This is a genomic window from Tenacibaculum aquimarinum, assembly GCF_022478115.1.
GTDB classification, from domain to species: domain Bacteria; phylum Bacteroidota; class Bacteroidia; order Flavobacteriales; family Flavobacteriaceae; genus Polaribacter; species Polaribacter aquimarinum_A.
In genome coordinates this window covers 847,517-872,023 of the sequence record NZ_JAKGSC010000001.1, presented here as the reverse complement: position 1 = coordinate 872,023, position 24,507 = coordinate 847,517, and the positions used below count along the sequence as shown (strand labels likewise).

Annotated in this window: 25 protein-coding genes; 10 read left to right on the top strand and 15 right to left on the bottom strand. The window is 29.6% G+C overall.

The window, feature by feature from the left end; genetic code table 11:
* Positions 1–48: 48 nt before the first annotated feature.
* The 4 genes from L1S33_RS04100 to L1S33_RS04085 form a co-directional block, all read right to left on the bottom strand.
* The gene (locus L1S33_RS04100) at positions 49–981 is read right to left on the bottom strand and encodes a hypothetical protein (RefSeq protein ID WP_240561328.1); all 933 of its coding nucleotides are present in this window, start codon (positions 979–981) and stop codon (positions 49–51) included.
* 72 nt (positions 982–1,053) lie between these two features.
* On the bottom strand, positions 1,054–1,338 hold the full coding sequence (locus L1S33_RS04095) for a hypothetical protein (protein ID WP_240561327.1): 285 nt from the start codon (positions 1,336–1,338) through the stop codon (positions 1,054–1,056).
* Positions 1,339–1,563: 225 nt separating this feature from the next.
* Positions 1,564–2,004: a LexA family protein gene (locus L1S33_RS04090; protein ID WP_240550835.1), complete on the bottom strand. Its 441-nt coding sequence runs from the start codon at positions 2,002–2,004 to the stop codon at positions 1,564–1,566.
* Complete coding sequence (locus L1S33_RS04085) at positions 2,001–3,260, bottom strand: Y-family DNA polymerase (protein ID WP_240550836.1); 1,260 nt, start codon at positions 3,258–3,260, stop codon at positions 2,001–2,003. The genes L1S33_RS04090 and L1S33_RS04085 overlap by 4 nt, the downstream gene beginning before the upstream one ends.
* Positions 3,261–3,311: 51 nt before the next feature.
* Between L1S33_RS04085 and L1S33_RS04080 the strand changes: the two genes are divergently transcribed.
* Positions 3,312–3,563 carry a hypothetical protein gene (locus L1S33_RS04080; RefSeq protein ID WP_240550837.1) on the top strand — a complete coding sequence of 84 codons (252 nt, stop codon included), beginning with the start codon at positions 3,312–3,314 and terminating at the stop codon, positions 3,561–3,563.
* On the top strand, positions 3,550–4,206 hold the full coding sequence (locus L1S33_RS04075; protein WP_240550838.1) for an HD domain-containing protein: 657 nt from the start codon (positions 3,550–3,552) through the stop codon (positions 4,204–4,206). The genes L1S33_RS04080 and L1S33_RS04075 overlap by 14 nt, the downstream gene beginning before the upstream one ends.
* Positions 4,207–4,210: 4 nt before the next feature.
* On the opposite strand, the gene L1S33_RS04070 is transcribed toward L1S33_RS04075, so the two are convergent.
* A complete protein-coding gene (locus tag L1S33_RS04070; protein WP_240561635.1) occupies positions 4,211–5,083 on the bottom strand; it encodes an AraC family transcriptional regulator in 873 nt (290 codons plus the stop codon).
* A 201-nt stretch (positions 5,084–5,284) separates the two neighbouring features.
* Here L1S33_RS04070 and L1S33_RS04065 point away from each other — a divergent pair, with 201 nt between their 5' ends.
* On the top strand, positions 5,285–5,881 hold the full coding sequence (locus L1S33_RS04065) for a hypothetical protein (RefSeq protein ID WP_240561326.1): 597 nt from the start codon (positions 5,285–5,287) through the stop codon (positions 5,879–5,881).
* A 67-nt stretch (positions 5,882–5,948) separates the two neighbouring features.
* Here the strand turns inward: L1S33_RS04065 and L1S33_RS04060 are convergent, their stop codons facing one another.
* From L1S33_RS04060 to L1S33_RS04030, 7 genes are all read right to left on the bottom strand, one after another.
* Positions 5,949–6,689, bottom strand: a complete 741-nt coding sequence (locus L1S33_RS04060; protein ID WP_240561325.1) for a M50 family metallopeptidase — start codon at positions 6,687–6,689, stop codon at positions 5,949–5,951.
* Positions 6,690–6,850: 161 nt separating this feature from the next.
* Positions 6,851–7,240 carry a hypothetical protein gene (locus L1S33_RS04055; protein WP_240550841.1) on the bottom strand — a complete coding sequence of 130 codons (390 nt, stop codon included), beginning with the start codon at positions 7,238–7,240 and terminating at the stop codon, positions 6,851–6,853.
* A 226-nt stretch (positions 7,241–7,466) separates the two neighbouring features.
* Positions 7,467–9,191, bottom strand: coding sequence for an AraC family transcriptional regulator (locus L1S33_RS04050; RefSeq protein ID WP_240561324.1), 1,725 nt, complete (start codon positions 9,189–9,191; stop codon positions 7,467–7,469).
* A 1-nt stretch (position 9,192) separates the two neighbouring features.
* Entirely contained in the window at positions 9,193–9,975 is a 783-nt protein-coding gene (locus L1S33_RS04045; protein WP_240561323.1) for an enoyl-CoA hydratase/isomerase family protein, read from the bottom strand.
* 4 nt (positions 9,976–9,979) lie between these two features.
* Positions 9,980–11,389: a sensor histidine kinase gene (locus L1S33_RS04040; protein ID WP_240561322.1), complete on the bottom strand. Its 1,410-nt coding sequence runs from the start codon at positions 11,387–11,389 to the stop codon at positions 9,980–9,982.
* Between the two features lie 48 nt (positions 11,390–11,437).
* Positions 11,438–11,908: a hypothetical protein gene (locus L1S33_RS04035; protein ID WP_240561321.1), complete on the bottom strand. Its 471-nt coding sequence runs from the start codon at positions 11,906–11,908 to the stop codon at positions 11,438–11,440.
* A 12-nt stretch (positions 11,909–11,920) separates the two neighbouring features.
* Positions 11,921–13,069 (bottom strand): DNA polymerase III subunit, encoded by a 1,149-nt coding sequence (locus L1S33_RS04030; RefSeq protein WP_240561320.1) that lies wholly within the window; start codon positions 13,067–13,069, stop codon positions 11,921–11,923.
* 109 nt (positions 13,070–13,178) lie between these two features.
* Between L1S33_RS04030 and L1S33_RS04025 the strand changes: the two genes are divergently transcribed.
* Positions 13,179–14,366: a phosphoglycerate kinase gene (locus tag L1S33_RS04025; RefSeq protein WP_240561319.1), complete on the top strand. Its 1,188-nt coding sequence runs from the start codon at positions 13,179–13,181 to the stop codon at positions 14,364–14,366.
* Positions 14,367–14,548: 182 nt separating this feature from the next.
* On the top strand, positions 14,549–15,589 hold the full coding sequence (locus tag L1S33_RS04020) for an NADP(H)-dependent aldo-keto reductase (RefSeq protein ID WP_240561318.1): 1,041 nt from the start codon (positions 14,549–14,551) through the stop codon (positions 15,587–15,589).
* Positions 15,590–15,684: 95 nt separating this feature from the next.
* On the opposite strand, the gene L1S33_RS04015 is transcribed toward L1S33_RS04020, so the two are convergent.
* Together L1S33_RS04015 and trpS are read right to left on the bottom strand one after the other, a co-directional pair.
* Positions 15,685–15,987 carry a DUF6370 family protein gene (locus L1S33_RS04015; RefSeq protein ID WP_240550848.1) on the bottom strand — a complete coding sequence of 101 codons (303 nt, stop codon included), beginning with the start codon at positions 15,985–15,987 and terminating at the stop codon, positions 15,685–15,687.
* 15 nt (positions 15,988–16,002) lie between these two features.
* Positions 16,003–16,971 (bottom strand): tryptophan--tRNA ligase, encoded by a 969-nt coding sequence (gene trpS, locus L1S33_RS04010; protein ID WP_240550849.1) that lies wholly within the window; start codon positions 16,969–16,971, stop codon positions 16,003–16,005.
* Positions 16,972–17,029: 58 nt separating this feature from the next.
* On the opposite strand from trpS, the gene L1S33_RS04005 reads away from it, so the two are divergent.
* A complete protein-coding gene (locus L1S33_RS04005) occupies positions 17,030–17,821 on the top strand; it encodes a lysophospholipid acyltransferase family protein (protein ID WP_240561317.1) in 792 nt (263 codons plus the stop codon).
* Entirely contained in the window at positions 17,793–18,434 is a 642-nt protein-coding gene (gene trhA, locus L1S33_RS04000) for a PAQR family membrane homeostasis protein TrhA (RefSeq protein WP_240561316.1), read from the top strand. The genes L1S33_RS04005 and trhA overlap by 29 nt, the downstream gene beginning before the upstream one ends.
* Here the strand turns inward: trhA and L1S33_RS03995 are convergent, their stop codons facing one another.
* The gene (locus L1S33_RS03995) at positions 18,435–18,905 is read right to left on the bottom strand and encodes a CYTH domain-containing protein (protein ID WP_240561315.1); all 471 of its coding nucleotides are present in this window, start codon (positions 18,903–18,905) and stop codon (positions 18,435–18,437) included.
* A 70-nt stretch (positions 18,906–18,975) separates the two neighbouring features.
* Between L1S33_RS03995 and porZ the strand changes: the two genes are divergently transcribed.
* From porZ to L1S33_RS03980, 3 genes are read left to right on the top strand one after another with little or no spacing between them, the layout of a single operon-like run.
* Positions 18,976–21,303, top strand: a complete 2,328-nt coding sequence (gene porZ, locus L1S33_RS03990) for a type IX secretion system anionic LPS delivery protein PorZ (protein ID WP_240561314.1) — start codon at positions 18,976–18,978, stop codon at positions 21,301–21,303.
* The gene (recO, locus tag L1S33_RS03985; RefSeq protein WP_240550854.1) at positions 21,304–22,026 is read left to right on the top strand and encodes a DNA repair protein RecO; all 723 of its coding nucleotides are present in this window, start codon (positions 21,304–21,306) and stop codon (positions 22,024–22,026) included.
* A complete protein-coding gene (locus L1S33_RS03980; protein ID WP_240561313.1) occupies positions 22,027–24,507 on the top strand; it encodes a TonB-dependent receptor plug domain-containing protein in 2,481 nt (826 codons plus the stop codon).

Below are 24,507 nucleotides of genomic sequence, written 5' to 3'. Positions count from 1 at the left end.
GCGGAGTTTTCAAACAACTATTAATCTATTTAATTATAAAATTAAATTTTATTTCTTAGTCCAGTTTTTTACAGCTTCCATATCACCTTTTACAGCTAATTTAGATTGTGCTTTCCAACCAGAAATATCGTAAATTTTAGTATTTACACCTGCATCAGCTAATAACTTTGTAATGTCTTTAATAGTCATTTTAGCTAATTGCTCATAAGCAGTAAAACCAATTTCATTTAAAGTTTCCTCTAATTTTGGTCCAATACCTTTAATTACTTTTAAGTCATCTTTTTTATCAGATTTTAAAACAGTAACAACTTTTTCAACAACTTTTTTAGCAACTTCCTTTTTAGCAGCAACTGTTTTCTTTGCAGTTGTTTTCTTTGCAGCAACAGTTTTTGTTACTTTCTTTGTTACTTTTTTAGCTGTTTTCTTTGCTGTCTTCTTAGCTTTTTTTCCATCAACAATATCCTCAACTTTTTCTACAACATCTTCTACTCTATCTTTAACCTCGTCAACTAAATCTTCAGTATAATCTTCAATTTTTTCTTTAACGTCTTCAATAGTATCAGTAAGTTTTTTACTTAATTTAGCAGACATTTTTTCTGCCTTTTTAACCATTTTATTATTAGAAACTTCTTTCTCTATACGGTTTTTTACTTCGTCTGCTTTTTCAACTAAAGGGTGCTCAACAACCATTTTCTTAACCATGTCTAACATTTTTGGGTCGTAACCAACTAATGTTTTTAAACGATCTGTACCAGTTTCTAATTGTCCTTTAATAGTTTCAGCAGTTTCTAAAACCATTTCTTTTTGTTTAGCAGAAATTGGCTCTGCTTTCTTAACTAATTTCTCAGCTAATTTTTGCCATTTCTTACCAGTTTTAACTGTATTTTCTAATGCGTCAAAAGATGCATCAATTAAATCTGCATTTATTCTTTTTACTATTTTTCTAGCTTTACTAATCTTATTTGTTTTCTTAGATGCCATTTTATATTTTTTTAATTAATTCAAATTTTGTGTTGCAAACTTACAATCAATAAGTTACAAATGAGTTGCAATTTACTTTTTGCTAAATTTCTTAGTTACTTTACTTACGTTTTTCACCAAAATAACTTTTCCAGAATCTAAAGCATCAAAAATTACTTCTTGTTTTTGTGCATTAAATGCTAATCCGTTTTTAATAGCCTTATCAAGTGTATTTTGTAATTTAGAAACTTTATTAATTCCTTTAACCGCAACACTCTCTGTAGTAGATAATGCAAATGTATTTACCATAGAAAAAGCATCTGAAACGTTTTCTAAAGTTAAGCTTTCTTTAATTTTGTTAATGTTTTTAGTAATCATAATTATATTTTTATATCGTTAATAAACAGTTTTTCAATATTTACGATGCAAACGTACAATTACAAAGTTACAAATGAGTTACAAATTTGGTTTGTAGTGTTTTAACAATTTTATTTTGAAGCAATTTCCTGCTTTCACTACTCGCTGTTTCGTTCCTCAACGAGCTCAAACAAGCCGTTTAATCAGGGCTAAGCTTATTTATGAAGTAAATTAATACGTGTACACTTACACTTTTTTAATTACGCTGGTAACAATTCCCCAGATAACAAAGTTATTATCTTCTGTAATTTTTATAATAGGATAATCAGGATTTTCTGGTTGTAACCAAACCTCTTCTCCTTGAACACGTAAACGTTTTACAGTAAACTCACCATCTAAAAAACAAACAGCAATTTTATTATTAGTTGGCTCAATACTTCGATCAATAACCAATAAATCTTTATCATCTAAACCAGCGCCAATCATAGATTGTCCGCTAACTTTTGCAAAAAAAGTAGCTTCTCTATTGCTAATTAACTCATCATCTAAAGAAATACGTGTTTCTCTAAAATCGTCTGCAGGTGATGGAAAACCAGCAGAAATACCTGTATCAATAAAAATAGTTCCTTCATTTTTTGAAAATTCAGGAGTGAAAAAAGTTAAATTCTTCGGGGTTTCTACAGTCATTTTACAGTAATTACGTCGTTAATATTTGTGGTGTATTTAGGCGATAAACGTTCTTGACGCATTTTCCAAGTTCGTTTTAAATCTTGGTTTGCCAATTTTATTTTATCCGCTTTAAAAGTACGATTTAATTTATCAATAGTTTGCATTAGCGGTTTATGTTTTGGATTTTCAGCAGAAAACATATCTATTTGATAATTATCTTCAGGCACAATACCTGTTACAATAACGCCTGCGCGTTTATATTTTATTCCTTTTTTAAAAATGGTTGAAACGGCATTAACTGCGGCTTTGCTAATTACTAAAGTTGAACTTGTTGGATGCGAAAAAACAACCGTTTTACTTACACTATGTTGTTCTAATTCTTTTTTATTTCTATCGCTACGCAACATAACAATTAGCATATAACAACTAGAGTTTTGTTTGCGTAATTTCTCTGCACAACTTGTTGCAAAAGTAGAAACACGTTCTTTTATGTTATCAATGTCAGAAAAAGTATATTCAAAACTACGCGTAGTTGCAATCATTTTTTTGGAAGAAACTTTTTCTTCTAATAAAATTTTAGAAATTCCTTGTAAATCTTTCTGCAAACGCCATTCTACAATAGAAAATTCTTTTAAAACTGAATTACTTTGTAATTGTGTAAAATCATATGCAGTTACAATTCCTTTAGTTTCTAATCGTTTTTTTAAACGCCTTCCAATTCCCCAAACTTTACCAATTTTGGTCCATTTTAAAGCTAAAACTCTTTTCTCTTCAGAATCTATAATGCAAATTCCTTTAGATTGTTTAATATTAGAACGTGCAATTTTATTAGCAACTTTACTCAATGCTTTTGTTGGCGCAATACCAACACAAACCGGAATTCCAGTCCACTGTAAAATTCTACTTCTAATTTTTGTTGCGTACTCTTCTAAATTGATGTTATCAAATCCTTTTAACTCTAAAAAAGACTCGTCTACAGAATACACTTCTATGTCTGGAGAAAATTGCGCAAGAATTTTCATAACACGTTCGCTCATGTCTCCGTACAAGGGATAATTAGAAGATAAAACTGAGATATTGTGTTGTTTACAAAACTTGTCCCATTTAAAAATTGGCGCGCCAAATGGTAATCCTATTTTCTTGGCTTCGTCGCTCATAGAAATAACACAACCGTCATTATTGCTAAGAATAGCTACAGGTTTTCCTTGCAAATTCGGATTAAAAACCCGCTCACAAGACGCATAAAAGTTGTTACAATCTACCAGTGCAAACATGGCATAAAAGTACTATTTTTGCATTAATAATTGGTGTTAAACTTTTTAAGAATGGCAAAAAAATCTTTAGAATATATCTCAGATATTGAATTAAACAGAGCGTACACACGAGCTAAAACACTAACTGTAATTCAAGCAATACTGGTGTTTATTATGCTTGTTTTTGCCGTATTAATGACTATAGATAACGGCGTAAATCCGTTTACATTTTTACCATTAATTTTTACACCAATGATTATTGCTGGCGTTTTACAAATGAGGCATTTTAAGAAGGAAATGAAAAGAAGAAATGAACAAGAATAACATCATAAATAACACCATAAAGTTCGTAAAAGAAACACTAAAAGGCGCAGAAGGCGGTCACGATTGGTTTCATATAGAACGTGTCTATAAAAACGCTTTATTAATTGCAAAAGATGAAAATGTAGACGAGTTTATTGTTTCGCTCGGAGCTTTATTACACGATATTGCCGATGCAAAATTTTATGACGGAGATGAAACTGTTGGCCCTAAAATGGCACGTAAATTTTTAGAAAGTGAAAACGTTTCCGAAGAAATTATTATTCATATTGAAAATATAATCAACTTTATTTCTTTTAAAACAAGTTTGTCTTCTGGTGAAAAATTTACTTCACCCGAATTAGAAGTTATCCAAGATGCAGATAGATTAGATGCAATTGGCGCTATTGGTATTGCGCGTTGTTTTAATTATGGTGGATTTAAAAACAGAGCCTTATACAATCCAGATATTACACCGAATTTAAACATGTCTAAAGAAGAATATAAAAAATCTGATGCACCAACAATTAATCATTTTTACGAGAAATTATTGTTGCTAAAAGATAAAATGAATACAACTTCTGGAAAACGAATTGCTGCTAACAGACACAACTATATGGAAGGTTTTTTACAGCAATTCTATAATGAATGGAATGGTAAGAAATAATAAGTTATTGTACTAACGATTTTATTTCATTTCTATATTTTGAAGCGCTTTTACCAATTACATCATTAAAGACTTTATTAAAGTGCGAAAAATTATTAAAACCACATTCAAAACAAATATCAGTAACACTACTTTGGCTTTCGGTTAACAATTTTGAAGCATAAAACACACGATATTCATTTACAAACTGTGTAAATGTTTTTCCTGTAACTTTTTTAAAGTAACGACAAAAAGCTGGTACAGTCATATTTGCAACGTCTGCAATTTGATCTAAAGTAATTTGACTTTGAAAATTCTTATTAACGTATTTAAAAATCTCATCTATTTTGTCTGTGTCTTGAGGTTGTATTTCAAAAACATATCCATTTTCATTCAATAAAGTATAATCATCAGTTAAAGCTAAGAGCTCTAATATTTCTAATAATTTTGTAAACCTTTTTATCCCTTCGTGTTTGGGTAATTTTTCAATTTTTGGGCCTACAACTTTTTTAATTTCAGATTTAAATAAAATACCATTTTTTGCACGCTCTAAAAGCTGCAATATATTTTTCATTTCAGGTATAGAATTTAAAGTGTTTCCTAAAAGCTCAGGATGAAATTGTACTAAAGTCTCTTTTCCCTTAGAAGTTAAACGATCTACAAAACCATTATGAGGTAAATTAGAACCAATTAAAATTAATTGACTATTATTAAAATAAGATAAATGGTTACCAATATGTCTACGTCCTTTTCCTTTATTAACATAAACCATTTCTACTTCTGGATGAAAATGCCAAAATGCTTCACTTCTTTTGCGCTTCTTTGTTTCTTGTATAGCTACTATAGAACTACCAAAGGTTAACTTTATTTTTTTTAATGTTGGCTTTGTATTCAAAATAATTAAAACTTTAATTAAATATACATAATTAATATATTTAGTTTGTATGGTAATTTACCTTAAATATATGCTAAATTAACTTACTCGAGGTTAACTAAATTCAATTTGGTTAATATAGCATATAAACCTGCAAAAATTCTTGTTTTCCTAACTGTACTTCTGACGTAACTTTGTCCCCATAATCATTAAAACTATTAGATTATGAAAAACTTTATGAAAAACATTTTAGTCCTAGCAATCGTATTTGCTACACTAAGCAGCAACGCAACAGAAAAAACTTCATTAAATAATGAAGAAAATGGAAAAACAACTTTAATTTTAAAGGATGTTGTTCAAGGTGAAAAGCTTATAATTAAAGATGGTTTTGGAGTTGTTCTTTACAATGAAACACTTTTAAAAAGCGGAGAATATACTAAAACTTTTGATTTAACAACGTTACCAGATGGTAATTACATTTTTGAATTAGATAAGAAAACAAAAATAAAAGTGTATCCTTTTTCAGTAACTTCTAATACAGTAAAATTTGATAAGGAAAGTTTAAAAATTATATTTAAACCAAAGGTTGAATATAAAGATAACACTATTTATGTTAGAGCACTAAATTCAGATATGACTCCATCTAAAGTTGAATTACAATACAATGTTATTGATACCACTTTTGAAACAATTTACTCAGAAAACACTAGTAATACTTCTTTAATAGCTAAAGAATTTAAATTATTAAAGAATGAAAAAGAAGAGTACAAAGTAATTGTTACGCTTAACGGAAGAACTTTTACTACTTTAATTAATATTTAATAAATATTAATACCAAACAAGAAAAGACGCTTTATAGCGTCTTTTCTTGTTTGGTATTAAAAATTAATTAGCTACCCACATTAACCTTATCTAATTCTTTAGCAATTACTTTTACAAATGATTTAGGCATTGTAGCTGTTAACTCATCAAACTCAGTCTTTGTTTTAATATCAAAACTACCCGTTGTTTCATGTTGAAAACTTAATTTGCAGAAAATTCCAAAATATTGGTGATGTGTATCTTGAATTACTAAGTCTATATCCTCAATGTTTACATTTTTATAAGAATTATCTCTACTATAAATTCCGATTATCCTTAATAACGCTATTTCTGTATCTCTTTCTTCCCCATTAGACATTAGTCTTTGATAACGTTTTCTGTCAGTAAAAAAGGTTCCAGTTTTTGAAGGAACTGTAGTTGCTAAAAATATTCCGAATGAAGTAAACCCAGCCATGAACGTAAAAAATTCTCCTGGAAAGTCAAAAAAATATGCACATAAAAAACAACTAACTGACAACACTATTGATGCAATAGGACCTGCTAAAATTACATTTGCAAATTTTTTAATATTTTTAGGATTATCATCAACAGGTAAAACGGCAGCTACACCACCATAATAGGCTAAATTTTTATTAAAATACACCTTAATTCTGTTGTCTTCTCTCTTAATTCCAAGAGGCCCTACAACAAATAATTCAAATCGAAATCCTTGTATTAAACCTGTTACCAAGTGACCAAGTTCATGTATACCTAATACAAAAAGTATTGTGAAGATAACGCCTATAAATTCTACAATATTACTTTCCATAATTTCTTAAGTTTTAATCTAATTCTCATTAAAAATATTAGGTAAAGTTTAATTAGATGTTTATAAATTTTGTACGCTTATTCCTTAAAAAATTGTTGCTATTAAGTCTGCAACTAATTCTAATGCTTCTAAAATAATTTTTATTATAATTGTTATCATGATTATTGGATTTTACCTTTTTTTATTATTACAGTTTCAGATTTTTCTTTGTTCACAAATTCTAATTCTAATAAATCTACTTTATCAAAATCTTTAACATTAGATTGTAATAATTTCTGAATTTTTGTTACCTCATCTTTTACAGATATATATTCACAATCTATTAATTGAAATTCTCCTTTTTCAGTACTTAATCCGTTTGCGCCAAATTGAATTCCTTGTGCATATATAATTTGATTTACTTCTTTACAATTACAATTATCTTTTAGAACTTGTAAAATAGTAGTTGATCGGTCTGAACTTTTTACTACAGAACCAACTGTGTAACCAACCAAACCTCCAAGACATAAAAATAGAATTATAATTACTGCGGTTTTTTTTGTTTTTCTCATGATTAAGATTTTAAATTTCTCCTACAAAGATTTCACTTTTAAAAAAACACTACAAGCAAAGCTGGGCTATTTTTAAGAAAATAGGGTTCAATAAATTAAGTTTAAATCACTAATATTCAGTTATTTAAATTTATTTTATTGAGTTTAAAAAAAGAGAAAAAGAGAAACCCTAAATTTTTGAATTTAGGGTTTAAAATAGTATTTATTACGTTTTTAAAGAGTTTTCTTAAGAAAGAGAATTCAATTTTTTAATATAAACAGAAGGCAATAATCCTGTTCTTCTTTTAAAGTATTTTGTAAAAGAGTCTGTGCTCTTATAACCAATTTCTTCCGAAATAGATTGAATAGAATAGGATCTAAACCTAGTATCTTCTTTTAGTTTTAAAACTGAATAATTAATACGCAAATCATTAATATAAGTATTAAAGTTTTTCTGATAATGTGCATTAATCACTTTAGATAAATAGGTTGTATTAGTGTTAATTTTTTTAGCCATATTATAAGAACTACACTCTTGTTTTAAATAATAATGTTGTTGTTCTATTTTTTTTAAACCAATTAAAATTTCTTCAAAAGTTTCTTTAGCAATGTCTGTTGTAATTTTTTCTTCTAGAATAGTATCTTTTGTGTCTATAACCTCTTCTTTGGCAGATTCTATTTTAGCAAGTAATTGTTTAAAATTTAAAGTCTCTTTCTTTCTTTTTACAGAAATACTAAATGTGTAAAAAGCTAATATTGATATTAAAAAACCACAACCTAACAAAAGATATAATGTAGTTTTCTTTTGCGCCTTTTTTTCTAACTCTAAATCCAAAACTTCTTTGTTATGAAAAGAATCTATTATGTTGTTTTTGCTCTTTTCTAATCCTTTTTGATTTAAAACATACTTTTCGAAATACTCATTAGATTTTTCTATATCTCCAGCTTTTTTATAAATTTTAGCTAGCTTTTTATAATCATCAACCAAGTTAAATTCTTTGGTTTTGTTCTTTGCAGCAAGAATTCCTTTTTCCATTATTTTAGCAGCTTCTTCATAATTTTCAATTTTACTATAATACGTTGCTAAGTCATTATAATAGTAGGAAACTCCAGATTTGGAATCATACTCTTTAGACACTTTCTTTATATATTCAAACTGTTTTAAAGCTTCATTAAACTTACCTTCTTCAACTAATATTTTTGCTTTTTGAGTTTGAAAATTAATCTTTGTTATCCCAGAAATTGTATCTAATTTTTGTTTAAAACCAAGGTTTAAAATATATTTTGCAGAGTCAATTTCATTTAACTTAAAATACACATTACTCATACTAATAATTGTAAGAGAACTATTAAACTTTCTATTTAATTCATCTATTTCTTGAGTGCTTTGTAATAAAGAATATCCTTTCTTATAGTATTTTAAAGCTTCTTTGTATTCTCCTGCTTCATATTTCATTCCACCAATTAAAACAGGAAGTACTGCTTTATAAAATGGTAAATTTTCTTCTTTTGCTATGTCAGTACTTTTATAAAAATAATCTAACGCAATTTTTGTTTCTCCAATTGCAGCGTAATTATTTCCTTGTTGAGCATATACTTCAATAGGAGCAATTCCTGCTCTATTTAAAAAAGCCTTTTCTTCTTCAGATAAACTGTTATTATTAAGTAATTCTATTTCTCTTTGAAATGATTTGATTGATTGGTAATTCTCATTAACAAACTGGCTTTGTCTTGCATAATTATGCAACATTAGAATAATTCTCAAAGTATCTTTGTTCTTTTCTGATAAATCTAAAAGACCTTTAATATATTGTAAAGACTCTCTTGTATTGTCTTGATATTTATTAACAGAATCTACCAGTTTTAAAAACTCTTTCTTATACACACTATCTTTAAATTGTTGCGCAAAAGAGTTGGCAACAATTAAAATTAAGAAAAAAGAAAGAACTATTTTTTTGAGAATCTCTTTCATACTAAGCTCCTGGAAAATTAGCTTTTCGCTTTTCTAAAAATGCAGTTGTTCCTTCTTTAAAATCTTCGGTACCAAAACAGTTTCCGAATTCAGAAATTTCTACTTCAAATCCGTTTACACCATCTTCAAAATTTGCGTTTACGGCTTTAATTGCGGCAGTAATTGCAACTGAGGAATTACGCATTATTTTACTTGCTATTTTTTCTGCAAGTGGCATTAGTTCTTCTAAAGAAACTACGTGATTTACTAATCCGCAAGCCTTAGCTTCTTCAGCAGAAATCATTCCGGCAGTCATAATAAGTTCCATTGCTTTTCCTTTACCTACTAATTGCGGTAAACGCTGTGTACCTCCATAACCAGGAATTACACCCAAAGAAACTTCTGGCAAGCCCATTTTTGCATTGTCTGAGGCAATTCTAAAATGACACGCCATTGCTAATTCTAATCCACCACCTAAAGCAAAGCCATTAACTGCTGCAATAACTGGAGTTGAAAGATTTTCTACAAAATCGAATAACATATCTTGCCCTAAAGCTGCTAATTTACCTCCATTTTCTACTGAGAAATTTGCAAATTCAGAAATGTCTGCTCCTGCAACAAATGCTTTTTCTCCACTTCCTGTAACTACAATTACTTTTATAGTTTCATCATCTTCTAAAGCCTCGAAAGCTGTATGTAAATCGTGTATAGTTGCTTTGTTTAAAGCATTTAATTTACTTGGTCTATTAATTGTTACTGTTGCTAGACCATTGTTATTTGATACTAAGATGTTTTCGAAATTCATTTTGTTATGTTTTGGGTAAAATTACGGTAAATACAGTTCCTATTTCTTCTGTTGAAGTAAAAGAAATACTTCCATTATAAGCTTCAATTATGTTTTTTATCATTGCTAAACCTAAGCCCATTCCGCTTGTCTTCGTCGTAAATTTTGGCTCAAAAATAAGTTTTTTATTAGCTTCAGAAATTCCTTTTCCATTATCAGAAACCACAATTAATACATTATTTTCTTTTGAGTAAACTTGTACTTCTATTTTTGGGTTTTTATCAATATTTATAGCTTGCGTAGCATTTTTAACCAAATTAGTTACTATTCTAATTAATTGTGTTTTATCTAAGTTGGCTTCTATTTTTGTTTCCTTAGGAATATACTCGATATAATCTTCAGTAAAGATATCTAAAGCATGTTTAACTACGTCAATAACATCTAATTGCTCGCGTCTTTGCGTTGGCATTTTGGCAAAATCTGAAAAAGCAGATGCAATAGAACTCATTACATCTATTTGCTGAATAAGGGTTTCACTATATTCGGCCATTTTTCCTTTTATTTCAGGATCTTCTGGATTAAATTTTCGCTCAAAACTTTGCACTGTTAATCGCATTGGAGTAAGCGGATTTTTAATTTCATGTGCTACTTGTTTTGCCATTTCTCGCCAAGCCTGTTCACGCTCACTTTGGGCTAATTTTACAGCACTATCTTCCAATTGATCTATCATATTGTTATATGCATCAACCAAAGAATTAATCTCAGAACTCGCAGATCCTAAAGTTATTTTTTCGTTTCGTTTGTTTAAACGTGTCTCTTTAATTTTTTCAGATATTGTTTGAATAGAACGTGTTATGTAACTCGACAAGAAATAGGCTAACGCAATAGCTATTAAAAACATAAAAACGTACACAAAACCTAAACGCGACATAAATTCTTCGAGTTCTCTTTGCTGCTCAGTATTGTCTTGCGCTATTTGTAATTCTAAAATACCAATCCTTTTAAATTTTGGATCGTTTATGTACGTATAAGAAGATTGATAATTAACCTCTTCTCGTGTATCATCCTTTAAAATTCTATGGTTAGAACTATTCGCTAATTCGTTTATTATTTCAGTTGAAAGTGGTTTCTCATCAACTTTTTCAAAGGCAATTGGTTTAGAAGATTTTAGCAACTCTCCATTCATGTTGTACATTGTTATGTTTAACTTATGTACTTGAGAAATTTCGTAAATTCTATTCTGAAAAATATGTTGAAGATTTTCCGTGTTTACAGCAAAAGTTGTTCTTCTTGTTAACTCAATTTCTATATCTTGTTTTGTTGCATCTTCTTTACGTTCAAAACGTTTTTCGTTATACTCTTTTGTTTGCTCGTCATATTGATAAATTGTAACAGCCGCAATTAATATAGATGCCAGTAAAACCAATAGAATCATCGCAAGAAATATGCGAATTCGTAATGATATGTTTTTAAAATTAAGCAATTATTTAGTTGTAATTTTTTTAGTTTTCATAATTAATACATCATCAAATTCTCCATCATTATCCCAATCATATTTACTTTTACCAAGGAAACCTTCTTCAGTTTTTGAAATATGATAAGCAACTTTTACATCTCTACCTCCATAAAAATATTCTATAAATAAAGAATCTTTTTCTACGCTCCACTTACCTTTAGATTCTCCTTGTTTCTGTATATTATTTTCCTTCGGATTAATAAACCAAGCAGAAAATGTACCGTCTTTATTGTATTTAGATTGCGCCAATCTTTCAGGATTATTATCGAATTTATCTTCAAAAACAGATAAAGAATCTGTTTTATTAACCGTTGGCATTTCTATTTTTAAATAGGAAGTTTCCCAACTGTTTACCATATACTCCGATAACGTTTTTTCTTTCTTACACCCAACAAAAAGTGTACCGAATAAAACTACAAGTATTACTTTTAACTTCATAATTACTTAGTATTAGTTAACTTTTTCTTCTTTTTTATGCAAAAAACGCGTTAATTTCATAGAAAGATCTAGTAGAATAATTTTTGCATTTCCGTTTCTTTCTATATGATATTGCGCGTCGTTTAGTTCTTTTTCTATCAATAAAATATTTCCACTGTGTACAAAAGGCGCGAAATTTTTTAAATTGAATTTTGGCGTTTTAGTCTCTAAAAAAACCAATTCTTCAGAAGCGTAATTCAGCAACATTGCTTGTCTAAAAAACTGCAAACAATATTGTAAAAACTGTTTTTGCGTTTCTCTTCCCGTTCCTGCTATTTCGTTAGACCATGCAATTAATTCTTGTATTACCGCTGCGTTTCCTTTTGCTTTAAATGCTGCTCTAATCCAGGTTATAAACCATTGTTCAAATTGTAAATCGTTAGAGTTTTCGTTTAATAATTGTAATGCTTTATTATAATTTCCGTTAGCTTGATGCGCTATTCTTATTGCTTCGTTTTCTTCAACTTGCTCTTTACTTATTAAGGTTGAAACAATATTTTCTTCACTTAAAGCAGAAAAATATAATGCTTGGCAACGAGATTTTATGGTATTTATAATCTGCTCTTCATCTTCCGTAATTAAAATAAAAACCGTGTCTTTTGGTGGCTCTTCAATTAGTTTTAATAATTTATTTGCGGCAGCAATGTTCATTTTTTCTGCCATCCAAATTATCATCACTTTAAAACCTCCTTCGTAACTTTTTAGTGTTAATTTTTTTACAATGTCTTGTGCTTCATCAACACCAATTATACCTTGTTTATTTTCTACACCAATATGTTGCAACCAACTAAATAGACTTCCGTAAGGCTTTTCTGCTATAAAAGTGCGCCAATTTTCTAAAAAAAGATTGCTAACAGGATGTTTTTTTACAGAATCGTTTGTGGTAACAGGAAAAGCAAAATGCAAATCTGGATGTTGTAATTTGTTACATTTAATATTACAAGCTTCATTATTTTCAGAAGAATTACACAATAAAAATTGTGCATATGCAATTGCCATTGGCAAAGTACCGCTTCCTTCTTTACCTACAAATAATTGTGCATGCGGAATTCTTCCATTTTCAGCAGAAGTTTGCAAATGTTTCTTTATGTGTTCTTGACCTATAATTTCACTAAATAACATAGCAACAAATATAAGAGATAAAATTACGAAATCGATATTTTAAATTTTAGGATTTCAATTTCAATAAACCTAAATAAAAAAGTATTTTTGTTGAAAACACACCAATTAAATGAAAACACTTAACAATTTTAACTTCGAAAACAAAAAAGCATTAATTAGAGTAGATTTTAATGTGCCTTTGAATGATAAATTTGAGGTTACAGATAATACTCGAATTCAATCTGCAAAGTCAACTATTATTAAGATTTTAGAAGATGGCGGTAGTTGCGTTTTAATGTCGCATTTAGGAAGACCAAAAGGAGTTGAAAATAAATTTTCGCTACTACATATTGTAGAAGAAGTTACCAATGTTATTGGTGTTAAGGTAAAATTTGCAACTGATTGTGTTGGAAAATCTGCTGAAGAAGCTGTTGCTAATTTGCAAAATGGTGAAGTTTTATTATTAGAAAACTTACGTTTTCATCCAGAAGAAAAATCTGGCGATGTAGCTTTTGCAAACCAGCTTTCTAAATTAGGAGATATTTATGTGAATGATGCATTTGGAACTGCACACAGAGCACATGCTTCAACAACTATTATTGCACAATTTTTTCCAGAAAACAAGTGCTTTGGAAACTTATTAGCTAAAGAAATTGAAAGTATTGATAAAGTTTTAAATAATTCTGAGAAACCTGTTTTAGCAGTTTTAGGAGGTGCAAAAGTATCTTCTAAGATAACTGTAATTGAAAATATCTTAGATAAAGTAGATCATTTAATTGTTGGTGGTGGTATGACTTTTACCTTTGTAAAAGCATTAGGTGGATCTGTTGGAGATTCTATTTGTGAAGATGATAAAATGGAATTGGCTTTAGAAATTTTAAAGAAAGCTAAAGAGAAAAACGTAGAAATTCATATTCCTGTAGATGTAATTGCTGCAGATTCTTTTTCTAACGATGCAAATACACAAGTAATGGATGTAACAAAAATTCCAAGTGGATGGCAAGGTTTAGATGCTGGGCCAAAATCTAGAGAAAACTTTGATGCTGTTGTAAATAAATGTAAAACCATTTTATGGAACGGACCATTAGGTGTTTTTGAATTAGAAAATTTTGCAAACGGTACAATTGCTCTTGGTCATTCTATTGATAAAGCAACACAAAACGGAGCCTTTTCTCTTGTTGGTGGTGGAGATTCTGTTGCCGCAGTTAAACAATTTGGTTTTGGTAACAAAGTGAGTTATGTTTCTACTGGTGGAGGCGCAATGTTAGAAATGTTAGAAGGAAAAACATTACCAGGAATTGAAGCAATTCTTAATTAAAAAAGTTTAATTGTTTAACGCTTTGTTCGTTTGATAATTAAGACTTCAAATAAAAATATCTTTTAAGCGTATAATTTAAAAAATTATGCGCTTATTGTTTTAAAGACCAATAAGTTTTAATTTAGCACTCAATTGTAAAAACAACTACTCGATTAAACAAAAACGTATACACATCAAAAAAAATGAAATACACAACATTACCAAATACAGATGTAAAAGTTTCTAAAATATGTTTAGGAACCATGACTTGGGGAAATCAAAATACAGAAGCAGAAGGACACCAACAAATGGATTATGCTATTGAACAAGGTGTGAATTTTTGGGATACAGCAGAATTATATTCGGTTCCTGCAACTCCAGAAACGTACGGAGCAACCGAAAAAATTATAGGTTCTTGGTTTAAAAAAACAGGAAACAGAGACAAAGTTGTTTTAGCGTCTAAAATTGCAGGTGGTGGCGATTACACAAAACATATTAGAACTGGCGGATTCTCGAAACAAAACATTATTGATGCTGTAGAAGGAAGTTTAAAACGCCTACAAACCGATTATATAGATTTGTATCAATTACACTGGCCAGATAGAGGCGTAAATTGTTTTGGTGTTAGAGACTATCCTTATAAATATTCAACTAAGGAAGCAGAAAATCATTTAGAGATTTTAGAAACGCTGCAAAATTTAATTCAACAAGGAAAAATAAAACACATTGGTTTATCTAATGAAACTCCTTGGGGAACCATGAAATACATGCATACTTCTGAGCAACACAAACTGCCAAGGATGAGTACAATTCAGAATTCGTATTCATTAATTCATCGTGGTTATGAAGTTGGTATGAGTGAAGTTTCTATGAGAGAAAATATTGGTTTATTAGTATATTCTCCATTAGCACAAGGTGTTTTATCTGGAAAATATTTAGACGGTAATTTACCTGAAGGAGCAAGAGGGACTTTATTTCCTCGCTTTATTGCTCGTTATATGACTGAAGGTTCTCTAAAAGCAGTTGTTGAATATCAAAAAATTGCAAAAAAACACGGAATTACATTAACTGAGTTATCATTGGCGTTTATTAACCAATTACCATTTGTTACCAGTAATATTATTGGTGCTACAAAAATGAGTCAATTAAAAGAGAATATCAATTCTATAAATATAGATTTATCTGATGAGATTTTAAAAGAAATTGAAGCGGTACATAGCGCAATGCCAAATCCTGCTCCTTAAAAAGTTTGCAGTACTCAGTAGCAATTTATAGTATAAAAAAAATCCGAAGTAAAATTTTACTTCGGATTTTTTATACTTACTATTTTAATTTTAGATTAATCTATCAGTTTTACTTTGCTGGCAATAAATCTATTTTCAACTATTTCTCCAGTAACCTCTGCTTTTCTAATTACATTACAAAAACCCATATTTATATCGTGTGCATCTCCAAATTCATCTATATGTGCTCCATCAACAAAATAAGCTGTATCGTTAATTCTTACCGCTAAATCACATCCTTTTTGTGAATCTAATCCAAATTTACATTGACCACAAGAAACCTCAACAACTTGCGTTTTACTATTATTTTGTGAGCAAGCTATTACTGCGAAGAAAAATATAAAAAGTAGTTTTTTCATTGTCTATTTTTTAAATTAATAACCCAATTTAGCTCTAGTTCTTTGTAAAACATCTTGCGCTACAACTCTTGCTTTTTTTGCGCCAACAGCTAGAGCTTCATCAATTTCATTTCTATTTTCCATAAAATGATTGTAACGTTCTCTAACAATTGCAAATTTATCTACAATTAGCTCATACAATTCTTGTTTTGCATGACCATAACCGTAGTTTCCTGCTTCATATTTAACTCTCATTTCAGCAATTTGTGCTTCTGAAGCTAATAATTTATACAATGCAAACACATTATCGGTATCAGGATTTTTAGGATCTTCTAGCGCTAAACTATCAGTTTGAATTCCCATTATTTGTTTACGCAACTTTTTATCGGAAAGAAAAATATTGATAGTATTATTTGCAGATTTACTCATTTTTCCGCCGTTTGTTCCAGGAACTAACATTACGTTTTCTTCTATTTTACCTTGTGGCAAAATCAACGTTTCTCCTACAATATTATTTAATCTACCAGCAACATCACGTGCCATTTCTATATGTTGTAATTGATCTTTACCAACCGGAATAATTTCTGCGTCGTACAATAAGATGTCTGCTGCCATTAACATTGGGTACGAAAATAAACCTGCGTTTACATCTTGCAACCTGTCTGCTTTATCTTTAAAACTATGCGCTAACGTTAATCTTTGGTATGGAAAAAAACAGCTTAAATACCATGTTAATTCGGTAACTTCTGGAATATCACTTTGACGATAAAAAACAGTTTTATTTATATCTAAACCACAAGCAAGCCAAGCTGCAGCAGTACTGTAAGTGTTTTCTCTTAAAACATCTCCATCTTTTATTTGTGTTAATGTATGCAAATTTGCAATAAACAAAAAAGATTGATCGCTAGATTCATTAGCCATTTTTATGGCTGGCAAAATAGCGCCTAATAAATTTCCTAAATGTGGTGTTCCTGTACTTTGAACTCCTGTTAATATTCTTGCCATTTCTGTTATTTTGAATAGCAAAAGTAATCAAACAAAAGAAATTACTACATTCGCATTTATGAAATATTTACTTTATCCTTTTCGATTAATTTGGCGAATTTGGTTTTACTTACTTATGATTGTCTCAGTTCTTGTAATGATTCCATTTTTATTAGTGCTTTTATCTGATGAAAAGTACTATAATTCGTTTTGGAAAATGATAAGGATTTGGTCTTTTTTCTTAATCTACGGAATGGGTTTTCGTTTAAAAATGGATAAACCTGATAAAATTGACCCTAAAAAAAGTTATATGTTTGTTGCAAATCATGCTTCTTTATTAGATCCTTGGATTATGATTGCTATGAATAAAAACCCACTTTTATTTGTTGGAAAAAAGGAATTGGTAAAACTTCCAATTTTTGGTTTTTTCTATAAAAAAGCTGTTGTTATGGTTGATAGAAATGATCCTAAAAGCAGAAAACAAGTGTATGCTAGAATTAAAAAACGATTAGAATCTGGTTTAAGTATTGCAATTTTTCCTGAAGGTTTGGTACCAACAGAAAATGTGATCTTAGCTCCTTTTACAAATGGTGCTTTTAGTTTATCTATAGAATATCAAATGCCAATTGTAACACAAGTTTACTTCGATGCAAAACGCTTATTTTCTTGGAATTTTTTTAAAGGGCGTCCAGGAACTTTTAGAGTAAAACAATTTAATACGATAGAAACTAAAGGTTTAACAACCGAAGATAAAGAAGCTTTAAAACAACAAGTGTTTGGTTTAATTTTTAATGAATTAAAAAACAACAAAGCTTATATGAAAGATACAAATAGACCTAATAATGAGCGAGAAATTAAATCACCTTTATAGTAAAAAGGAAGAATTTTTAAATATTCTTACACATGGTTTTGGTTTATTACTTAGTGTAATTGCATTACCTTTTTTGGTGCTAAAATCTTTTAATTATCCTACAGTATGGCAACATTTAAGTTTAGTTATTTATGGTCTAAGTTTAATTGTTTTATATGCAGCATCAACATTTTATCATGCAGCTAAGAAGCCTAACGTAAGAAGAAAACTAAATATCTTTGACCATGCAGCAATTTATGTTTTAATAGCTGGAAGTTATTCGCCCTTTTGTTTAATAGCGTTGCCTGAAAAACTAGGTTGGCAAATGTTCATTGCTGTTTGGATTTTTGCTTTATCTGGCGTAATTTTAAAACTGTTTTTTACAGGGAAATTTGACAAAATTTCTACAGCATTGTATATTTTAATGGGTTGGCAAGTTATGTTCTTTATAAAGCCATTAATGGTGAGTCTTTCTGAAAGTGCCTTTTTTTATTTAGTTGCAGGTGGAATTTCGTATACAATTGGAGCAATTTTATATTCAATTAACAAATTGCCATATAACCATGCAATATTTCATGTTTTTGTTTTAGGCGGAAGCTTTTTTCACTTTATGGCAATCTATTTTCATCTTTAATTACCAATTACAAAATGGTTTTTTAGAAAGGTTTGAGTTGTAATATTTCTTTTTCCCTGTTACTTCTTTTCCTAACCAACTTGGTTTTTTAAAACTTTCTTCTTCCGAAGATAATTCTATTTCAGCAACCACTAAACCATCGTTTTCACCTAAAAACTCATCAACTTCAAAGGTGTGCTTTTCAGATTTTACTAAATATCGATACTTTTCAATAATTCCTTTTTCGCATAATAGAAAAAGTTCAACTGCTTCGGTTTTAGAAATTTCTTTTTCCCATTCAAATCGAGAAGTTCCGCTTTTATTAGACTTTCCTTTTATGGTTAAAAAACCTTTATCATCCATAATTCTTATACGAACGGTTCGGTTTTTATTAGAATTTAAAAACCCTTGTTTTATGTAGTTTTTTTGATAGGCTTCTTCTTTGAATCTATCTGAATTAACTAAAAATTTTCGTTCTATTTCTAACGCCATAAAAATGCAAATCAAATTTGTACGAATGTATCCTTTTTTATCGTTAATATTAAATATCTTTGAATACTTTATGAAGAAATTAGTACTATTTATATTCCTATCCTTTAGCTTTCTAGCCAGCGCTCAAACTGATTATAGCGATCGTTGGGAAGATTTTTTTTCTTACAATAATGTAAAAGATTTTATAAAAGTAGATGACGTAATTTATGCAATGGCAGATAATGCTGTTTTTATTTATAATACGCAAACTCAAGAAACCAATAAACTTTCTTCTGTACAAGGTTTATCTGGAGAAACCACTTCTGCAATTCATTATAACAAAACTTTTGATAGATTGGTAATTGGTTATGAAAACGGATTAATAGAAGTTGTAGATGCAGATGGTAACATTACGGTTTCGGCAGACATTGTTGGTTTTAATCAAACCGGTTCTAAAAGAATAAATGATATTTATGAACATGATAATAAACTTTACATTTCAACTCCTTTTGCTTTAATCGAATATGATATTGAACGTGTAGAATTTGGAGACACTTTTTTTATAGGTCAAAATTCATCTGAAGTTAATATAAATCAGACCTCGGTTTTAAATAATACAATTTATGCTGCAACAAATTCAGGTATCTATTTTGCTGATGTTAATAACCCTAATTTAATTGATTTTAATAATTGGCAACAAATTTCATCAACCAATACTTTTAAAAATATTTCTATTTTCAATAATGCAATTTATACCGTTATTGGTACAAGTTTATATAAATTAGAAGGAAATAACATTACTTTAATACGAGACTTTTTTGAAAACATAAATGATTTAAAAAGTTCTGCAACCAATATTTCTATTGCAGTTAACAATAGTGCTTTTGTATTAAATGATTCTTTAGTTGAAATAGCACAAATAAACCAAGCAACAGATTTTAACTTTATTTTAAACACCGCTTTTACAGAAAATAACAATGTTTATTTAGGTACAACAGAATTTGGTATTTTAGAAACAACACTAAATAACTTAACTAGTTTTGAAGAAATTCATCCAGAAGGCCCGCTAAACAATTCTCCTTTTTCAATCGCTGTAAAAGAAGATAATTTATGGATTGTTTACGGAGGTTACGATGCAACTTTCACTCCAAACAGAGCAGAAAAAGGTTATAGCCACTTTAAAGAAGGGGAATGGATAAACACTCGTTTTAATAGAGATTTTCCTGTTATTGATTTAAATTATATATCAATCAACCCAAATGACCTTCAACATGTTTTTATAAGTTCAATGGGGTCAACTAGAAGTGTTAACTCAGTTTCAACAGGGGGGTTATTGGAAATAAAAAATGACGAAGTAATAAATTTTTACAATCATAATAATAGCCCAATACAAGATATTCTAGCAACAAATCCAGCTATTGTTACAATTAGAGTTGTTGGAACTATTTTTGACCGTGATGGAAATTTTTGGCTGACAAATATTGGTGTTGATAATAGATTAAAAAAATTATCATCAACTGGTCAATGGACTGGTTTTAATATAAATGACATTTTAACAACAGGAGCCTTTGGTTTGGGTGAAATGGTTATAGACAAAACAAATTCTATCTGGATAGCTACAAGAAGAAATGGCGCGTTAGTTTATAACGAAAATGGTGATAGAAAAAGAGCTTTAATTACAGAGCCAACAAAAGGTAGTTTACCAAACGCAAACGTTAGAACAATTGCCGTTGATGCAAGCAATAGAATTTGGATTGGTACTCTTACAGGCTTAACACTTTTTAATAACGCAGCAGGTTTATTTGATGCTGACATTTACGATGCTGAACCTGTTATTATTTTAGATGATGGGATTGCCAAAAAATTATTAGGAGAAGAAACCATAAACAGCATTGTTGTAGACGGTGTAGACAACAAATGGTTTGGAACCGAAAATGCTGGTGCATTATACACAAATCCAAATGGGCAAACCACTTTAGCTAATTTTAACTCAAGTAACTCACCATTACCTTCAAACAAAATATTAAAAATTGCTGTAGATGATAGTACTGGAAAAGTATATTTTGCTACAGATAAAGGTATTGTAGTTTACAATAGTAATGTTTCTCCTTTTGGTGATGAATTAGGAGAAGTCTATGCTTATCCAAATCCTGCATTAAATATTCATAGTACCGTAACAATTGATGGTAGAAATGGAACTCATTTACCTAAAGGAACTAATGTTAAAATTTTAGACGTTGCTGGTAATTTAGTTTACGAGACTAATGTTGTTGAGGGACAAGAACTACAGGGTGGAAAAGTAGTTTGGAGCAAACGAAATTTAGCAGGAAATAAAGTTGCTTCTGGTGTTTACATTGTTTTACTTTCTAATGATGATAGTTCAGAAACAACCACAACAAAAATTGCAATTATTAATTAAATGGCTGTAATTTCAACCAAAGCAATTGTTATAAGTGCACTAAAATATTCTGATTCTAGTCTTATTGTAAAATGTTTTACTGAACAAGAAGGATTAAAATCTTATTTAATTAGAGGTGTTTTAAAATCTAAAAAAGGAAAACTAAAACCTGCTTATTTTCAACCACTTACCCAATTAAAAATAGAAGCTACACACAAACAAAAAACTACTTTACACACCCTAAAAGACGCTACGGTTTTACACCAATACAATACTATTTATCAAGATATTGTAAAGCAATCTATTGTTTTATTCCTATCTGAAGTTCTATCTAGCTGTATTCAAGAAGAAGAAAAAAACAATCGTTTTTTTTCTTATTTAGAAAATGCCCTTTTATGGTTAGACACCCATGATACTGTCTCTAATTTTCATTTGTTATTTTTATTAAATTTATCGCACTTTTTAGGATTTTACCCAGATGTTTCTAATAAACATAGAGATGGCTTTAATTTACTTGAAGGAAATTTTACAGATGCAACTCACGAAAAACTAACCATTTCTGGAGACAAATTAACACTCTTTAAAAAGCTTTTAGGCATAAATTTTGATGCTATAGAAAACGTGTCTTTTAGCAAACAAGAAAGACAAGTAATTCTACAAATGATTATTCAATATTTTGAACTACATTTGGACGGTTTTAGAACACCAAAATCTTTAGCAATTTTAGAAACAGTTTTTAGTTAAATGAGAACCTTATTTATTACTTTTTTTATACTTTTTTCTTTTGTTGGATTTTCGCAAAAAGCGAAGATTTTAGATCAAGAAACAGGTAAAATTATTAAAAATGTATCTATTTTCAACGAAAACAAGACAAAGTCTTCGATTTCTGACGATAATGGTTTTATAGATATTACTTCATTTAACGCAAATGAAATTATCTTTTTTTCACATATTTCTTATGCTGAATTCAAGCTAAAAAAAGCAACATTAAAAGCTAATAATTACCTTGTTTATCTAAATAAAGAATCTGAACAATTAAATGAAATTGTTTTATCTGTATTTAAAAACAAAGAAAAAGCCAACAGAATAGCTGAACAGATTGCAGTAATTTCACTTAAAGATATTCAAAGTGAATCTCCACAAACATCGGCAGATTTATTAGCTTCCGTTCCTGGAATTAAAGTTCAAAAATCTCAATTTGGTGGCGGTAGTCCAGTGCTGAGAGGAATGGAAAGCAACCGTGTTTTGTTGGTTGTAGATGGTGTTAGAATGAATAATGCAATTTATAGAAAAGGGCATTTACAAAGTGCTATAACTGTAAGCCCTAATTTATTAAAAAGAACCGAAGTTATTTTTGGCCCTTCTTCTGTAATTTATGGCTCAGATGCTTTAGGTGGCGTAATTCATTATTACACTAAAACTCCAAAATTATCTGACAAAACAGAAATATCGAGTCAATTATTTTCTAGATATTCAACAGTAAATCAAGAAACAACAACCAATGTTACTGCAGAATTGAGCTTTGATAATTGGGCAAGCTTAACAAGTGTTTCTTATAGCGAATTTGGCGATTTACAAATGGGTAAAAACAGATCTCATGGTTTTGATAACTGGGGAAAAGTGCACTTTTATTCAGAAAACATAAACGGAAATTACGCTGAAAATCCAACAGAAAATACTGATGTAAATCTACAAAAAAACACTGGCTATTCTCAAACAGATGTGTTGCAAAAATTCTTTGTTCCATTATCTAAAAAGACAGATTTAAACATCAATCTACAATACTCTACTTCATCAAACATTCCTCGTTTTGATAGGTTAACAGAGTTAACAGACGAAACCGATAACTCTTCATTAAAATTTGCTGAATGGTATTACGGACCACAACAACGTTTGTTAATTTCACCTCAATTAGTCATAAATCCAGAGAAGAATTGGTTAGATAAAGGAACTATTACTTTTGCTTATCAAAACTTAAAAGAAAGTAGAATTCAACGTAAATTTGGAAGTCTAGATAGATCTTACAGAGAAGAAACTGTAAATGTATTTAGTGTAAATGGAGATTTTACTGTTCCGCTTGCGAAAAGCAGAAATTTAGGATACGGTTTTGAATTTGCATACAATGATGTTGCCTCTAGTTCTTACGGAAAAACCTTAAATATTTCTAACCAAAAAATTGATGGTTTTTCAGATGACTTTAAAGTGCAATCTCGTTATCCAGATGGTGGAAGTAGTTACTTTAGCTCTGCGGCTTACATAGATTATAGACAAGATCTAAGTAAAACTTCAACGTTAAACACTGGTTTACGTTTTACAAACACACAACTAAATGCAAAGTGGATAGATGAAACCTTTATTACTATACCTAAGAAAGAGGTAGAAACAAACAATTCTGCAGTAACTGCAACTATTGGTTATGTGTATAAACCGAATAAAAATTGGCAACTAAATAGTGTAATTTCTTCTGGATTTCGCTCTCCAAATATTGATGATGTTGGTAGAATTAGAGAAAAAAGCGGCAATGTTACCATACCAAATATTGATGTAAAACCAGAGTTTGCATATAATGCAGAAATTGGTATTCAAAAATATTTTAATGATAGAAGATTCCGTTTTGGCGCAAATATGTATTACACATTATTAGACAATTACATTCAAAGAGATTTCGTTTATAATACTGATGGAACAATACAACAAGTAGAATTTGATGGCGAGTTTGGAAATGCAGTTAACAACCAAAATAAAGGAACTGCTTATATTACCGGAATTACTGCTAGCTATGAAGGAAGAATAACCAACAACTTTAAAACATCTGGTTTTATTACGTATACCAAAGGTAGAACTTATGACACAGAAGAACCTATGTCTTCAATTCCGCCATTATTTGGTCAATTTGATGTAAGTTACAAAAGAGACAAACTATCTTTAGGAGCTAGAATTCGATTTAACAGCAAAAAAGATATTTCAGATTTTAATATTACAGAAGGAATAGATAATCACGATTTAACGCCAATTGTAGATGCAAATGCCACAGAAGACACAGATAAATATTATGGTTCACCAAGTTGGTTTACCTTAGGTTTAAACGGAAGTTATACTATGAGTGAAAACTTTTCTTTGATGGCACGTTTAGACAATATTTTTGATCAACATTATCGAGAATTTGCTTCAGGTGTTTCTGCTCCAGGACGTAATTTATCAATTAGTTTTTTAGCTAATTTTTAA

Bases quoted from the DNA above. Each gene is read 5' to 3' on its own strand.
- L1S33_RS04100 (WP_240561328.1), bottom strand. From the start codon at position 981: ATGGCATCTAAGAAAACAAATAAGATTAGTAAAGCTAGAAAAATAGTA.
- L1S33_RS04095 (WP_240561327.1), bottom strand. From the start codon at position 1,338: ATGATTACTAAAAACATTAACAAAATTAAAGAAAGCTTAACTTTAGAA.
- L1S33_RS04090 (WP_240550835.1), bottom strand. From the start codon at position 2,004: ATGACTGTAGAAACCCCGAAGAATTTAACTTTTTTCACTCCTGAATTT.
- L1S33_RS04085 (WP_240550836.1), bottom strand. From the start codon at position 3,260: ATGTTTGCACTGGTAGATTGTAACAACTTTTATGCGTCTTGTGAGCGG.
- L1S33_RS04080 (WP_240550837.1), top strand. From the start codon at position 3,312: ATGGCAAAAAAATCTTTAGAATATATCTCAGATATTGAATTAAACAGA.
- L1S33_RS04075 (WP_240550838.1), top strand. From the start codon at position 3,550: ATGAACAAGAATAACATCATAAATAACACCATAAAGTTCGTAAAAGAA.
- L1S33_RS04065 (WP_240561326.1), top strand. From the start codon at position 5,285: ATGAAAAACTTTATGAAAAACATTTTAGTCCTAGCAATCGTATTTGCT.
- L1S33_RS04060 (WP_240561325.1), bottom strand. From the start codon at position 6,689: ATGGAAAGTAATATTGTAGAATTTATAGGCGTTATCTTCACAATACTT.
- L1S33_RS04055 (WP_240550841.1), bottom strand. From the start codon at position 7,240: ATGAGAAAAACAAAAAAAACCGCAGTAATTATAATTCTATTTTTATGT.
- L1S33_RS04050 (WP_240561324.1), bottom strand. From the start codon at position 9,191: ATGAAAGAGATTCTCAAAAAAATAGTTCTTTCTTTTTTCTTAATTTTA.
- L1S33_RS04045 (WP_240561323.1), bottom strand. From the start codon at position 9,975: ATGAATTTCGAAAACATCTTAGTATCAAATAACAATGGTCTAGCAACA.
- L1S33_RS04040 (WP_240561322.1), bottom strand. From the start codon at position 11,389: ATGATTCTATTGGTTTTACTGGCATCTATATTAATTGCGGCTGTTACA.
- L1S33_RS04035 (WP_240561321.1), bottom strand. From the start codon at position 11,908: ATGAAGTTAAAAGTAATACTTGTAGTTTTATTCGGTACACTTTTTGTT.
- L1S33_RS04030 (WP_240561320.1), bottom strand. From the start codon at position 13,069: ATGTTATTTAGTGAAATTATAGGTCAAGAACACATAAAGAAACATTTG.
- L1S33_RS04025 (WP_240561319.1), top strand. From the start codon at position 13,179: ATGAAAACACTTAACAATTTTAACTTCGAAAACAAAAAAGCATTAATT.
- L1S33_RS04020 (WP_240561318.1), top strand. From the start codon at position 14,549: ATGAAATACACAACATTACCAAATACAGATGTAAAAGTTTCTAAAATA.
- L1S33_RS04015 (WP_240550848.1), bottom strand. From the start codon at position 15,987: ATGAAAAAACTACTTTTTATATTTTTCTTCGCAGTAATAGCTTGCTCA.
- trpS (WP_240550849.1), bottom strand. From the start codon at position 16,971: ATGGCAAGAATATTAACAGGAGTTCAAAGTACAGGAACACCACATTTA.
- L1S33_RS04005 (WP_240561317.1), top strand. From the start codon at position 17,030: ATGAAATATTTACTTTATCCTTTTCGATTAATTTGGCGAATTTGGTTT.
- trhA (WP_240561316.1), top strand. From the start codon at position 17,793: ATGAGCGAGAAATTAAATCACCTTTATAGTAAAAAGGAAGAATTTTTA.
- L1S33_RS03995 (WP_240561315.1), bottom strand. From the start codon at position 18,905: ATGGCGTTAGAAATAGAACGAAAATTTTTAGTTAATTCAGATAGATTC.
- porZ (WP_240561314.1), top strand. From the start codon at position 18,976: ATGAAGAAATTAGTACTATTTATATTCCTATCCTTTAGCTTTCTAGCC.
- recO (WP_240550854.1), top strand. From the start codon at position 21,304: ATGGCTGTAATTTCAACCAAAGCAATTGTTATAAGTGCACTAAAATAT.
- L1S33_RS03980 (WP_240561313.1), top strand. From the start codon at position 22,027: ATGAGAACCTTATTTATTACTTTTTTTATACTTTTTTCTTTTGTTGGA.